Consider the following 14931-nt stretch of genomic DNA (forward strand, 5'->3'; position numbering starts at 1 on the left):
GGGGGATAGACGGACAAAAACAGATACTCCAGGGAGTATATTTCAGGCATTTTTCTGCTTTTTAAGCGATTTCTGAACGTTTTTTTACTGCGTTTTGACGTTTGCAAATGCGCTCAAACCTGATCAAGCGCATCAGCAAATCGACGGGCGCGGTTAAACGCCGTCCGCCTCGTCATCCAACCGCCGTAAATACGCCAGCTTTTCTGCAATTTTGATTTCCAGTCCGCGCGGCACGGGGTGATACCAGGATTCGCCTTCCAAGCCTTCCGGCAAATAAGTTTCGCCAGCCGCATACGCATCCGGCTCGTCGTGCGCGTAGCGATACAGTTTGCCATAGCCGAGTTGCTTCATTAACTTGGTCGGCGCATTACGCAAATGTTCAGGCACAACACGCGATTTATCTTTCGCCACCAGCGCCCTGACCGCGTTATAGGCTTTATAAACAGCGTTCGATTTCGCCGCACACGCAAGGTAAATCACTGCCTCTGCCAGCGCTAACTCGCCTTCCGGCGAGCCCAGACGCTCATAGGTTTCAGCTGCATCCAGACAAATACGCAAAGCCCGCGGATCAGCCAGACCAATATCCTCCGACGCCATACGAACGATGCGGCGCGCCATATAGCGTGGATCAGCGCCACCATCGATCATGCGCACCAGCCAGTACAGCGCCGCATCAGGATTCGACCCACGCACCGATTTATGCAAGGCGGAAATCTGATCATAAAACGCATCACCGCCTTTATCAAAGCGTCGCAAAGCATCACCTAGACATTCGCTGAGCAAGGCTGGATCAACAACAGTCAGATTTTTAGCGATCGCAGCATGTGCCACGATATCGAGGTTATTTAATAATTTGCGACCATCACCATCGGCGCTCGATACCAGACTGGCTTTGGCTTCGGGCAGCATCTGCAAACCATCGAGCTGACGCTCGCAGGCACGATCGACCATCAGCGCAAGATCATCATCCGTCAGTGATTTCAACACATAAACAGCAGCCCGCGACAGCAAGGCGCTGTTGACTTCAAACGAGGGGTTTTCGGTCGTTGCGCCGATGAAGGTAAACAAACCACTTTCCACATGCGGCAAAAAAGCGTCTTGCTGACTCTTATTGAAACGATGTACTTCATCAACAAACAGAATGGTGCGGCGTTGCGAAGTGGCCTGCAGAATCTGTGCGCGCTCAACCGCTTCGCGGATATCTTTAATGCCCGACAAAACGGCGGACAAGGCAATAAATTCGCAATGGAAAGCATCTGCCATCAGGCGCGCCAGCGTGGTTTTCCCCACACCCGGCGGACCCCACAAGATCATCGAATGCGGCTCGCCAGACTGAAACGCAACCCGTAGCGGTTTGCCCTCACCCAGAATATGCTGCTGCCCAATCACATCATCCAGCGTCGCCGGACGCATGCGCTCGGCCAGCGGCGCAAGCTTCTTACGTGGTGCGTTCATCATGCAATCTCATTTATCAAGACTACTGGCATTACTGACGGAACACATCTGCCCCGGCGGGGACGACGAACTTAAACTGATCTGCTTTCAAAGCGGGATTTTTTTCCATGCTTTTGAGCGTCACCAGCGACACCTGACCAAACTGGTCGCGCAGTTCCAAGGCATAAGGAACGCCGTCTTTCATACCGATGCCGATATGATCAAACTGGCTGCCTTTGGCTTTCGCGGTTGCTTCCAGCCATTCCATGCCCTGCTTCGATGACACATCTTTGAGGACGAAATTTTTATCCAGATCGGCAGCACCAGCGCTGCCAAACAAAATCGCTGCCGGGCTGGAACCCAAAGCATTGCCTAGTTCTTTGATCGTTACCTGGTTTAAATCTTTATCAAAGATGAAGAGCTTCTCACCATCGGCCTGCAATACTTGTTCGTAGGGTTTTTGGTAGGTCCAGATGAATTTACCCGGACGGGCGAAGACGAATGCGCCGCTGAAGGTTTTGGAGACTTTGGGGTTGCCATCCACCATTTTGATCTGCTGCTGAACGAATTCACCTTTGGCACTTTTGGTGTTCGAGACAAAGGATTTAAATTGATCGACCGCAGACGCCATCGCGATTGCGGGTAACAGCGTGGTGGCAACAACACATGCCAGCAGACCACTTACTACTTTAACTACTTTACTTTGCTTCTTCACTGATTTTCCTTGATTGCTCATCCGTGCTACTTATCATAACGACCGCTTGATCCGCCTGTGGCGGCTATCCATGGCTACTCAGCATTTCCAACCGGAACCAGAATTTCACGGTTACCGTTCGACTGCATCGTCGATACGACACCGCTTTGTTCCATTTGTTCCAGCAAGCGGGCAGCGCGATTGTAACCAATACGCAAATGCCGCTGTACCAGCGAAATCGAAGCGCGGCGGTTTTTCAGCACGATCGCCACAGCCTGATCGTACAAGGCATCGGCCTCGCCACCACCGGCAATCTCGCCCGCAGCGCCGCCTTCGCCCCCCTCTTCCAGCGTTCCGCCTTCGAGTATGCCTTCGATATAGTTAGGCTCACCCTGGGCTTTCAAATGCTCGACCACACGATGCACTTCTTCATCCGACACAAACGCACCGTGTACCCGCACCGGCAAACCGGTTCCGGGCGGCATGTACAACATATCGCCCATACCGAGCAGCGTTTCCGCGCCCATCTGATCGAGAATCGTGCGCGAGTCAATTTTACTGCTGACCTGAAACGCGATACGGGTAGGAATATTCGCTTTGATCAGGCCGGTAATCACGTCCACCGATGGTCGCTGCGTCGCCAGAATCAAATGTATACCCGCCGCGCGCGCTTTTTGCGCAATGCGGGCGATTAACTCTTCGACTTTTTTACCGACCACCATCATCAGGTCGGCCAGCTCATCGATGATGATGACGATGGTCGGCAATTTGTCGAGCGGCTCCGGCGCATCCGGCGTGAGACTGAATGGATTCGGAATATGCTGTTCTTTCTTTGCCGCCTCAGCAATTTTGACGTTATAACCAGCCAGATTACGCACACCCAGTTTCGACATCAGCTTATAGCGGCGTTCCATTTCGGCCACCGCCCAGTTCAATGCATGCCCAGCCTGGCGCATATCGGTCACCACCGGTGCCAGCAAATGCGGAATGCCTTCATAGACCGACATTTCCAGCATCTTAGGATCGATCAATATCATGCGCACGTCGTTAGGATCAGACTTGTACAGCAGCGACAATATCGTTGCATTAATGCCGACAGACTTACCGGAACCGGTCGTACCGGCCACCAGTAAATGCGGCATTTTTGCCAGATCGGCACAAATCGGGTTACCGGCAATATCTTTGCCAAGCGCCACGGTCAGGCTGGAAGCGCTGTCGTGATATATCTTAGAGCCGAGAATTTCGGTCAGGCGGACAATCTGCCTTTTAGGATTCGGTAATTCCAACCCCATGTAATTTTTACCGGGAATGGTTTCCACCACGCGTATCGAGGTCAGCGACAATGAGCGCGCCAGATCGCGCGCCAGATTGACGATCTGACTACCCTTCACACCGGTTGCAGGTTCAATTTCATAACGGGTAATCACCGGCCCCGGATAAGCGGCCACGACCTTGGCATCGACCCCGAAATCGGAGAGTTTTTTCTCTATCAGACGGCTGGTAAATTCCAACGTCTGCACACTGACGGTTTCTTGCACCGGCGGCGCATCATCGAGCAAAGAAAGCGGTGGCAAATTCGTGTCTGGCAGTTCATTGAACAGAGAAACCTGTTTCTCTTTTTCCACGCGCTCAGAACGCTGCACGGCAACCACCTGAGGCTCGATACGTATCGGTGATGCTTCCACAATCTTCGCACGTTCCTGCACGACCACTTCTTCGCGCTTGACTGCGGCTGTCTGACCAACACGGCGGTCTTCTGCTGCTGAATATTTATTTTGTATGAACACAAAAACGGTTTCTATCGCCGCACCGGTTTTTTCTGCAATCGTCAGCCAAGACACTTGAAAATACAAGCTGATACCTAAGGCCATCGCCATCAGTAACACCAGTGTCGCGCCAGTAAAACCCATGGCGCTGTATGCGGCAGAACCAATTACATTGCCGAGTACACCGCCGGGAGCCAATGGTAATGGCAGGCTCAGCGTGTGCATGCGCAAAAACTCCAGCCCCATGCTGCCGCAAATCAACAGGGCAAATCCGGTGATGCGCGCCAGCAGGTAAGGCAAGCCTTCCTCTTCACCAGTTTTCGTTTCGACTTGCATCGATAGCCGATCAGCCAGACGCCGATAAGATTTCACGACCTGACGCAAGCAAACGACGCTCCACCACCAGGCAGAAAAACCGAACACGTACAAAACGACATCGGCCAGCCAGGCACCGAATCTTCCGCCCACGTTATGGATTTTAGGAACGATGCTCGACTGTGACCAGCCTGGGTCCGCTTTTGAATAGCTGGCGAGTATCAATATCAGGCAAACGCTTAAAGCAGCGAAAACGAGCCAGCGCGCCTCCATCAGCAACACCACCATTTTATTTGGCAGTGGCGGGGGCGGCGGGCTTTTACTGCTACGGGTGTAGGCTTCGCTGTTACTTGTAGTCATAAATCAGGAAAATGTTCATCCAGACAACCAAAGACTGACAAGATAGCATGTTAGAGGCCGCTCGCCAAACACTGGGCGCCTCACGCAGCGCCAGAGGATAGACTATAATTTGCGCTGATCTGCAGATGGAAATGAAATAAGCCCACCGTCGCTTGCTTTTTGCTGCGACAGCACCATCTGCAAGCAAATAAGGCATCGATTATCCCGTCTGGCCTCCCCTTCAACTCTTTTTATGCAGGTCTGCTCATGTCTACATCTAAAAAACACGCTCGCGTATTGATTCTCGGCTCAGGTCCAGCGGGTTATTCCGCCGCTATTTATGCCGCCCGCGCCAATCTTAATCCGGTATTGATCACTGGCGTAGAACAAGGTGGGCAGCTCATGACGACAACGGACGTCGAAAACTGGCCAGCAGATCCGCTGGGTGTGCAGGGCCCCGAACTGATGCAGCGTTTTCTGCAACATGCAGAACGCTTTAACACTGAAATTATTTTCGATTACATCCACACCACCAAGCTCGATGAAAAGCCTATCCGTCTGATCGGCGATCAGGGCGAATACACCTGTGATTCACTGATTATCGCCACTGGTGCTTCAGCACAATATCTGGGTTTACCTTCGGAACAAGCCTTTATGGGTAAAGGTGTTTCAGCCTGCGCCACTTGCGATGGGTTCTTCTATCGCGGCAAAGATGTGGCGGTTGTCGGTGGCGGCAATACCGCTGTCGAAGAGGCGTTGTATTTGTCAAATATCGCCAGCAAAGTCACAGTGATTCACCGTCGCGACAAATTCCGCGCTGAAGCCATTCTGATCGACCGCCTGATGGCAAAGGTTGCTGAAGGCAAAGTAGAAGTCAAATGGAATCACACGCTGGACGAAGTCACCGGGGATAATTCTGGTGTCACCGGCGTAAATATCAAATCGGCGGATGACGTCATCACACAAGTGCCTGTCCATGGTGTGTTTGTCGCGATTGGCCACAAACCGAATACCGGCATTTTTGAAGGTCAGTTGGAAATGCACAACGGCTATATCAAAACCCGCACCGGCACCGAAGGTATGGCAACCGCGACCAATATTCCCGGCGTATTTGCGGCTGGTGACGTGCAGGATCATGTTTACCGTCAGGCGATTACCAGTGCAGGTACAGGCTGTATGGCAGCACTGGATGCACAGCGTTATCTGGAAGAATAATCAGGACGAAAGCCATGTCGTCGCTGAAAAATTTTGCTGACCTAAAATCTCTGGGTCAGCAACTCAAAACACAACAGGAAGCCAAACTGCGCGCTGAAGCAGAACGTCTGGAGCAGGAAAAGAAAACAAAAGCAGAAGCGAATATTTTCCGCTCCAGCATAGGTTCGGTTGAGCCATTGAAAGTGGCGGTCAAGCATCAGGCAACTCCAGTACGCCCGGCACCAATACCATTTCAATACATCGCCGATGAGAAAGCAGCATTACAAGAATCGCTTTCTGATGAATTCGATGCGGATTCATTACTGGAAACCGATGAAAATTTGAGCTACACCCGTCCCGGAGTTGGGGTCGATGTCGTCAGAAAATTACGCAAGGGGCACTGGGTGATCCAGGCGCAATTAGATTTGCATGGTCTGCGCCGCGATCAGGCCAGAGACAGTCTGGGTGACTTTCTGCGGCGATGCGGTAGAAATGGAGTCCGTTGCGTACGAATCATTCATGGAAAAGGCCTGGGTTCTGTCAATAAAGAACCCGTACTGAAACATAAAGTACGGAACTGGCTGATTCAGAAGGATGAGGTGCTGGCGTTTAGTCAGGCGACTGCAGCAGATGGTGGATCAGGTGCTCTGATCGTATTATTAAAGGCCTGAGTTTCCTCAGGCCTTTTTTTATCAGTTCTTGAATTTTCCGTCTTTGCCTATCATGGTCATATCAACAAATTTTGAACCATTGTGATTCGACGATGAAAAGTTAATATCAAAACCACCTGCATCGTAACTCTTAGTGTTCAACGACTCTAAAGAGGAAATCAATTTTTCGCGGGTCAAATTCTGGCCAGAACGACGCAAACCTTCTACAAATACCTTTGCCGCAATAAAACCTTCCAGACTGGAAAAATTCAGGTCTTTAATGCCGGCTTTATTCATGATTTTCGTGTATTCACCTACGACAGTTGCGTTCGCTGCAGACCAAGGGAAAGGCACGACCTGCGATACAACAACACCGGAACCATCTTTACCCAACGCATCCGACAATGCCTGACTACCGACAAAAGAGACGTTATAAAACTGACCGGTATAACCCAATCGGCGCATCTCTTTAATTAACGCTGCAGAAGAAGAATAGGCACTGATCTGGATGATAACGTCGGGACGTTTTGCCATCATTTTTTCAACTGCTTTGGCAACATCAAGACTATTCCTCTCTACCGTTGCAGTATCAACAATAGGAAGATTTTTTTTCTTCAGCGCACGCTCTACACCGGTTAATCCTGCTTTGCCGTAGGCATCATTTTGATAGAACACAGCGATATTTTTAAGCCCGGTATTCACCAGACGATCAACCAGATGTTCGGTTTCGTCAAAATAGCTGGCTCGGACATTGAAGATCAACTTATTGAAAGGTTCACGCAAAGACTGAGCACCAGTATAAGGTGCAAAGAATGGCACTTTAGCTTGTGTGAATATCGGCGTTGCGGCGTTGCTGGTTGCCGTGCCGACATAGCCAAACAAGGCAAATACATCGTCAGTGTCTATCAGTGCCTTCGTGTTGGCAGCAGCAATGTCGGCCTCGTATTTATCGTCACGTTTAATGACTTCGATCTTACGACCAAATACGCCGCCAGTGCTATTCACGTGATCAAAATAGGCTTTCGCCCCTGCGTGCAACTGTATTCCCAGTTGCGCTGCAGGTCCCGAAAAAGCAGCAGACTGGCCGATAATAATTTTGTGCTCACTAACGCCATTTTCCGCGACAGCTGGCATAGCCAACAGCGCTGCGAATACAGCCGTGAGTAATTTGGATGCCATCATATTGCTTGCACTCAGTTTAAGTAATAAATCAGACCGCTTCAGAACCAGTTTCACCGGTACGAATGCGAATCACCTGCTCAACGTTCTGCACAAAAATTTTGCCATCACCTATTTTTCCAGTATGCGCCGCTTTAATAATGGCATCAACAACGTTATCGCAAATGTTGTCGTCTACAACAACTTCCACTTTAATTTTCGGCAAAAAATCCACAACATATTCGGCACCGCGATACAGCTCAGTATGACCCTTTTGACGACCAAAGCCTTTTACTTCGGTCACAGTCAGACCTGTTACGCCGACATCAGCCAAGGCTTCGCGGACTTCGTCCAACTTAAATGGTTTAATGACTGCTGTAATTTGTTTCATAATAAATTTCCTTTTTTAGTCTCTGAATTTTGAGGTGATCGGGTAGCGCCAGTCACGACCAAAAGCACGGTGAGTAATCCGCACACCGATGGGCGCCTGACGACGTTTGTATTCGTTAATTTTAATCAAACGCGTAATTCGTTCAACATCCTCTTCGCGATATCCTGCTGCGATAATATCGGCACGGGATTTATTTTGTTCCATGTACAACTGCATGATGCCGTCGAGTATTTCATAGGGCGGCAAAGAATCCTGATCGGTTTGATCTGGGCGCAGTTCGGCAGATGGCGGGCGCGTCAGAATCCGCTCAGGAATAATTTCTGTAATGCTGTTTCTGTACGCACACAAACGGTATACCAGTGTTTTAGGAATATCCTTGATCACGGCGAAACCACCAGCCATATCCCCATACAAGGTGCAATAACCAACGGCCATTTCACTTTTATTGCCGGTCGTCAGCACGATGGAACCATACTTATTGGACAAGGCCATCAGTATCGTGCCGCGGATCCGCGCTTGAATATTTTCTTCTGTCGTATCTTCTTTTAAGCCAGCAAACTCTGCGCTCAGGGTGCTTCTGAATGCGTCAAAACAAGCTCCGATTGAAATTTCATCGTAACGTACAGCAAGACGCTCAACCATATCACGGGAGTCAAACAGAGAGATGTCTGCGGTGTACGGTGAAGGCATCATGATCGCCCTGACTTTTTCTGCACCTAATGCATCGACCGCAATCGCCAGGGTTAACGCAGAATCAACGCCACCGGACAACCCCAGCAAAACGCCGGGAAATCCATTTTTTGTCACATAGTCGCGCACGCCAAGTACCAGCGCATGATAAACCTGCGATTCTGTTGAACCCAATTCAGGCAGTTGCTGAGGCACAGGCTGCGCACTGTCAAATTCTATGATTTGCAAAGCCGTTTCGCAGTGCGCCAACTGCGCGACGAGTTCCCCTTGCGAATTTAAAACAAAGGAATTTCCATCAAAAATCAGTTCATCCTGGCCGCCCAATAAATTTGCATAAACAAGTGACATGCCTGTAGTGCTGACATTCGCGCGCATCACATCAAGACGTTGCTGCTGCTTATCTATGTGAAATGGCGAGCCATTTGGCACCAACAATACCTGCGCCCCGGCATTCCTGGCCGCCAGAGGAGCGTCTTTAAACCAGGTATCTTCACAAATATTGATACCAAAACGCACGCTTTTAACATCGAACACGCAAGCATCAGAACCCGCAGAAAAATATCTGACTTCATCGAATACCATGTCATTCGGCAGATTGCGCTTAAAGTAACATCCAATGACACTGCCATTAAGCAAAACGGAAACCGCATTAAAATGACGTCCATCTCTGGCTTCAGGATGCCCGACCAACACATAAATATCTTTGAATGCAGCAAGCTGCGCAGTCACATCAGATAACACCTGCTGTGTTTGCAAATAAAACCCGGCTCTTAACAGTAAATCCTCCGGAGGATAACCAACCAAAGACAGCTCAGGTGTAACAACAATATCGGCTCCCTGCTCAGCTGCCTGGCGGACATAATTTACTATTTTCGCGGCATTTCCGGCCAGATCACCGACCGTACTATTCATCTGAGCAATGGCAACTTTAAGCGTCATAATTGTGCAATTTGAAAAAATCAAAAAATGGAATTAGTTTCTATCGACCAGTATTATCGCATGGGCTTCGCAAGTTCTCTCTCTGATATTGGACAAGAACAATGGGACAATTTGCTGAAATCCGATCCGTCCGCCAATCCCTTTCTTTCGTATGCTTTTTTGCACGCCTTACACTCATCCGGATCGGCCTCGGCAAAAACTGGCTGGTATCCATATTATTTAACGATATGGCAAGATAAAACCTTGGTTGGCGCTTGCCCGCTTTATCAGAAAACACACTCTTATGGTGAATATGTGTTTGACTGGTCATGGGCACAGGCATATCAACAGCATGGGTTGCCGTACTACCCCAAGCTACTGTCTGCGATACCATTCACTCCTGTGACTGGCAGCAGAATTATTGCGAGCGATAGTACGGTCAGAAACTTGTTGCTGGAAAGTCTGAAAAATCTCACTCTGTCAGGGGACTTTTCCTCGTGTCATATTCTGTTTCCTGATGAAAATCAAATAACACCGCTGAAAAACGCAGGTTTTTTGATCAGAGCGGGAGTACAATTTCATTGGCAAAATGCTCAGCATTCTGACTTCGACAGCTTTCTGAATACGCTGAGTAAGAAAAAACGCAAAAATATCCGCGCCGAGCGAAAAAAAGTACAAGAACTCGGAATTGTTTTCTCGCATATTCAAGGCCTGGATGCGAACGAGGAAGACTGGCTTTTTTTCAAACGCTGTTACGATGCCACGTATGAAAATCATCACTCAAAACCTTACCTGAATCTTGAGTTTTTCACACAAATTGGCCGCACAATGCCGCAGCACATTCATCTTATTTTTGCGATTAAAGATGGAAAGAAAATTGCAGCGTCGTTGTTAATATTCAATCAGAGCAAAGTTTATGGTCGTTACTGGGGTTGTATTGAGCATTATCCTTGCCTGCATTTCGAGACGGCTTATTATCAGGCAATAGAATTTTGCATTCAAAAGCATATCCAGACCTTTGAAGGCGGAGCCCAGGGGGAACACAAGATGGCCAGAGGATTTCTGCCGCAAAAGACTGCATCGGCGCATTTTCTGAAACACCCCGAGTTCAGCAACGCTGTAGCAAATTTTCTGCAAAGAGAAACAAACGGCATAGAACTCTATCTGGATGATTTAAATGAACATAATCCGTATAAACAATCCACTTGAAATTTAAGAGGCATCAAGGCATCCTGCTGGCATGCAAAAAAATAAAACAACATCCGATAATCCGAGTAACGCAATGAATATGCACAAACGCGCTGGTCGCTTTTACCTGACTGAAAAGCTAGGCACAGGATCGAATGGCACCGTCTTTCGGGGTCATGATCCCGTCATCGACCGGGATGTTGCCATCAAAATACTGAACGCGACCGGGAACGCGGCGGACAAGAAACAGCGCGAACAACAGTTCATCAACGAAGCGCGGGCAGCCGGCAGGCTTTCCCATCCGAATATTGTAACAATCTTCGATGCTTCCAGCGAAGGAGGTACGACATTTATCGCGATGGAATTCCTTGGTGGACAAGATTTAAAAATGATGCTGGCTGCGGGACGCACTTTCGACTCCATTGAAACTACAGATATCATTCAAAGAATTGCGGATGCGCTTGCCTATGCCCATGAAAAAGCAGTTATTCACAGAGATATCAAACCTGGCAATATTTTTATTCTGACGAATAATCAACCGAAAGTAGTCGACTTTGGTATCGCCCGCGCACCGAATCGCTTGCTGGATGAAAACCAACCAGCAAATGTAACGCTGTTCAATAATAATATTCTCGGTACACCTAACTACATGTCTCCGGAACAGGCCTTGGGAAAACAGGTGAATGCGCAGACAGATATATACTCCCTCGGCGCAGTCATGTACGAAATGCTGACCTTGCAAAAACCATTTCAAAGTAACGACATAGATAAACTGCTAAATCAGATCGCGTATAAAACACCGAAGGCACCGTCAGAAATCAATCCAGCGATACCTGAATCACTCTCAAGAATCGTAATGAAAGCAATGCAAAAAGAGCTGAGTGATCGCTACCAGACCGCACGCGAGATGGCTGATGATTTACAAAAAGTACTGGATCGGGATAAAAGACTGAAACGCAAGAGAGGGAAAATCAGTCCTGACGGTGTAGAGAACAACACCAGCGCGGAGAGCAATACTCTTCTCTGGCTTAGTCTGGCTGCGATACTGATTGCAATTGCCTTTGCGGTCATACTAAACCTGCCACGCTAAGGTCTTGTCAGTGTTGGTTTTGTATGCAATTGCAAACAAAACCCTATTGATTCTGAATAAAAAACGCGGCCAGAATAACCGCGTTTTTTGAGGGTAACTTAATTATTTCTATAGCTTTTTGAAATTTTCAACGCCGTCAAGAATCTCTTTTTTCGCCGCTTCCGGGCCGCCCCAACCTTCGACTTTCACCCATTTGCCTTTTTCCAAATCTTTGTAGTGTTCAAAGAAATGTTGAATCTGTTTCAGGCGCAGCTCATTCATATCTTCAGGTTTTTGCCAATGTGTGTAAATCGGCAAAATTTTATCGACAGGAACTGCCAATACTTTCGCATCCTCACCACCTTCGTCCGTCATTTGCAATACGCCAATGGCGCGGCAACGAACAACAACCCCTGGAATCAAAGGAAATGGTGTAATCACCAATACGTCAACCGGATCGCCATCACCAGCAATCGTCTGCGGAACATAACCATAATTACATGGGTAGTGCATTGCAGTACCCATGAAACGATCAACAAAAATGGCGCCAGTTTCTTTATCGACCTCGTATTTGATCGGATCTGCATTCATTGGAATTTCAATGACGACGTTAAAGTCATTTGGCAGATCACGACCTGCTGGTACGTTATTCAAGCTCATGTCACTCTTTCTTAATAGATATCAATAAATTCAATTTACCGGGCAAAATTATATCGGGTTTATCGCTATATTTGTGCGGCGCAAAAGATAAGCCAGCCAAATTACAGCGTCGTAGCTATTGCACATTGCCGGTAATGGTAGGCAGCCTCTTCATCTTGTCCAAGCGCCTCGTGCAACTGTGCCAATTTCAGATTCGATTCTGTCACCGTCCGGGCTGAAACCGCGTCAGACAAGGCTTGCTCCATGTGTCGTTGTGCCTTGCCCCATAATTTTTGACGCAAGCAAAGCACACCCAGCGTTAACGCCAGTTCAGGATCAGTCGGGTGATTCAGTGACCATTTTTCGCAATGTTCAATCTGAGATAACAATGCGGCCGAACCCTCTGCAGCGGCGGCATCGCGATAAGCCCGCAACAGGCGCTCATCCCAATCCTCTGTCAGCGCTTTCTCAACGATAGAACGTGCCTCATCAAACAAACCTCTGGCATTAAAAGCGTTCGCTGCCTGATATGCGATAAAGGCTGATTTTCTGTCATTTGCAGGGATTTCAAACCAGACGCGCCGCAGAGACTCAGCGTCATGGTCATGTCCCTTTAACAAATCCTCGTAGGCTAATTCCTTCAGCCGTTTCGAGAGCGCCGGATGCAGGGCATGATGTTTGTCGAGAGTACGAACCAGTTTCAGTACATCTCCCCACTTCTTCGCCTGCTGATTTGCTTTCAACGCCCAACGCAGCACCTGGATATGGCGACTACCATTGGCATGTAGCTCTTTAACTGCTTCAAGCGCCTTATCTGACTGATGCTGATCAACCAACAGCTCAGTCGCACTGACCAGTCTGGCGACTTTATAGTTGTTGTCAGCTTCAATTCCCGCCAGCCACAGATCTCTGCGCTCAAATTGCCCCATGTGATGCGCCGCACGCGCACCAATCAGTGCGGCCACCCCAGCATTGTCTTGTAGTTCAGCTGCACGGATCGCCGCTTTCTCAGCATATCCAAAACGTCCTTCAAACAAAGTCTTGAGCGACTCACGCAAAGCCTTGTTGCCATCACGTTCACGCTTCTGCTGGCGGTAAGCTGCCACTTTCTTTGGCATCTTACGAGTGGTGACGATTGCTCCAAAAATCGCATAGACAATCAGAAACAGCACTGCCACCAAAAAGAGAAATAAATTTAAAGATAAATCGATTCTGTAAGGCGGATAAAACAATACGACGTTTCCTGGATTGAAACGCGCACCTATCGCCAGACCAACGGCAAGAGAAAACAGAATCAGAAGCCGGATAAAAATTCGCATACGTTAAGGCTTCACTTTGTAGTTGCGTACTGCATTTAAACTTTCTGACAGATTCGGCATTTCTATCGACAGATTGCTACCCTGAACCTGGCGCAATAAGGCTTGTGCATTCTGCGTCTGCTTCGCTCTGGTATCGAAATACTTTGAAATCGCATCTTGCGCAGAGACTAAGTCACTACGGAAAACGCTCTCATTTCTGGCCAGCAAGGCAAGTCTGGCATTCAGCAAACGCAATTTAAGATTCTCCCGCGCAAAATAGGATTGCGTCGGCGTCAACAGCAAAGCATCAGGCGTTTCCACACTACGGACACGAATCAGTTGCTTAACCTCACCCCACATCTCACTGGAAAAACTCTGCCATGCATCTTGTAAACGCATAGAGAAAGTACTCTCCTCAACCTCGGCCACTTTCTTGTCCTGCTTATCCTGCTTCGATACACGCTGAGTTTTTGGAATAATTCTCAATGGTGCTTTTGGCGGCGTTGGAGAAACCACTGACTTCTCATCTGCCCACAAAGGAATATGATCAACCTGTGTAATGACGCTGTCGAGGCGTAACGCAATACCTGGCAAATCAAGTGCCGGCAAAGACTTCAGACGATCAATGTCTTTCGCGATTGCTCTTCTGATCGTAATGAACTGAGGCTTGTCAGATTTAGCCAGACGCCCGTCTGCATTCTGCAATGCAATCAACGCACCCTGAACATTACCTGCCAACTGCAATTGCTGACTGGCTGTCGCCAATACCTGTTCAATTTCTGCCAATGCCCACTCGTCGCGATTTTTTGACAGATCCTGATACAACTGCTCCAAAGCCAGTTGCTGGCTTTGGGATTCAATTTGTTTGCTTTCAATCAAAAGAACTTTGGCCTGAATTTCTTTTGTCGTTTCCTGCACATTTTTAGCCAGCAACTTCGTTTCATTGCTTGCCGTGTCAGTACTCAGCAAACGTCGCGCAACCTCCTCTTTCAGAGCACTGATCTGATTTTGAGAAGACCACCATTGCGCAGCCAACAATACGGCTAAGACGCCTGAAATCAGAAAGGCAGGATGAGTCCAACTGCTTGACGAAGAAGCCGGAAGTGAATTGGCCGCAGTTGCGACCGCGGATTGATCAGGGCTTTGAGAAGGCAAAGAACCCCCTGTGTTTGTTTGCTGTTCATTCAT

At 48.5% G+C, this 14931-nt stretch carries 13 protein-coding genes; 4 read left to right on the top strand and 9 right to left on the bottom strand.

Annotated features, from left to right (window positions below; translation table 11 throughout):
- Positions 1-153: 153 nt before the first annotated feature.
- The 3 genes from KDM87_RS13485 to KDM87_RS17970 are packed head-to-tail and all read right to left on the bottom strand — an operon-like array spanning position 154 to position 4569.
- Complete coding sequence (locus KDM87_RS13485; protein WP_212679575.1) at positions 154-1458, bottom strand: replication-associated recombination protein A; 1305 nt, start codon at positions 1456-1458, stop codon at positions 154-156.
- A 28-nt stretch (positions 1459-1486) separates the two neighbouring features.
- Entirely contained in the window at positions 1487-2170 is a 684-nt protein-coding gene (gene lolA, locus KDM87_RS13490; protein WP_212679576.1) for an outer membrane lipoprotein chaperone LolA, read from the bottom strand.
- A 53-nt stretch (positions 2171-2223) separates the two neighbouring features.
- Entirely contained in the window at positions 2224-4569 is a 2346-nt protein-coding gene (locus tag KDM87_RS17970; protein ID WP_212679577.1) for a DNA translocase FtsK, read from the bottom strand.
- A gap of 246 nt (positions 4570-4815) precedes the next feature.
- On the opposite strand from KDM87_RS17970, the gene trxB reads away from it, so the two are divergent.
- On the top strand, positions 4816-5763 hold the full coding sequence (trxB, locus tag KDM87_RS13500; protein ID WP_212679578.1) for a thioredoxin-disulfide reductase: 948 nt from the start codon (positions 4816-4818) through the stop codon (positions 5761-5763).
- 14 nt (positions 5764-5777) lie between these two features.
- A complete protein-coding gene (locus KDM87_RS13505; RefSeq protein WP_212679579.1) occupies positions 5778-6413 on the top strand; it encodes a Smr/MutS family protein in 636 nt (211 codons plus the stop codon).
- Between the two features lie 21 nt (positions 6414-6434).
- On the opposite strand, the gene KDM87_RS13510 is transcribed toward KDM87_RS13505, so the two are convergent.
- From KDM87_RS13510 to KDM87_RS13520, 3 genes are read right to left on the bottom strand one after another with little or no spacing between them, the layout of a single operon-like run.
- Entirely contained in the window at positions 6435-7574 is a 1140-nt protein-coding gene (locus KDM87_RS13510) for an ABC transporter substrate-binding protein (RefSeq protein WP_230407789.1), read from the bottom strand.
- Between the two features lie 28 nt (positions 7575-7602).
- Positions 7603-7941 (bottom strand): P-II family nitrogen regulator, encoded by a 339-nt coding sequence (locus KDM87_RS13515; protein WP_186885856.1) that lies wholly within the window; start codon positions 7939-7941, stop codon positions 7603-7605.
- A 15-nt stretch (positions 7942-7956) separates the two neighbouring features.
- Positions 7957-9570 (bottom strand): NAD+ synthase, encoded by a 1614-nt coding sequence (locus KDM87_RS13520; protein ID WP_212679580.1) that lies wholly within the window; start codon positions 9568-9570, stop codon positions 7957-7959.
- A gap of 27 nt (positions 9571-9597) precedes the next feature.
- On the opposite strand from KDM87_RS13520, the gene KDM87_RS13525 reads away from it, so the two are divergent.
- Both KDM87_RS13525 and KDM87_RS13530 read left to right on the top strand, forming a co-directional pair.
- Complete coding sequence (locus KDM87_RS13525; protein WP_212679581.1) at positions 9598-10758, top strand: GNAT family N-acetyltransferase; 1161 nt, start codon at positions 9598-9600, stop codon at positions 10756-10758.
- 31 nt (positions 10759-10789) lie between these two features.
- On the top strand, positions 10790-11827 hold the full coding sequence (locus KDM87_RS13530; protein WP_230407790.1) for a serine/threonine protein kinase: 1038 nt from the start codon (positions 10790-10792) through the stop codon (positions 11825-11827).
- A gap of 108 nt (positions 11828-11935) precedes the next feature.
- Here the strand turns inward: KDM87_RS13530 and ppa are convergent, their stop codons facing one another.
- The 3 genes from ppa to KDM87_RS13545 all read right to left on the bottom strand — a co-directional run bounded on the left by ppa (position 11936) and on the right by KDM87_RS13545 (position 14931).
- A complete protein-coding gene (ppa, locus tag KDM87_RS13535) occupies positions 11936-12466 on the bottom strand; it encodes an inorganic diphosphatase (protein ID WP_212679582.1) in 531 nt (176 codons plus the stop codon).
- Positions 12467-12567: 101 nt separating this feature from the next.
- A complete protein-coding gene (locus KDM87_RS13540) occupies positions 12568-13764 on the bottom strand; it encodes a heme biosynthesis protein HemY (RefSeq protein WP_212679583.1) in 1197 nt (398 codons plus the stop codon).
- Between the two features lie 3 nt (positions 13765-13767).
- A complete protein-coding gene (locus KDM87_RS13545) occupies positions 13768-14931 on the bottom strand; it encodes a uroporphyrinogen-III C-methyltransferase (RefSeq protein ID WP_212679584.1) in 1164 nt (387 codons plus the stop codon).

The sequence above is a fragment of the Cognatundibacterium rivi genome (genome assembly GCF_018139565.1).
In the GTDB taxonomy this organism is placed as follows: Bacteria; Pseudomonadota; Gammaproteobacteria; order Burkholderiales; family Burkholderiaceae_D; genus Undibacterium; species Undibacterium rivi.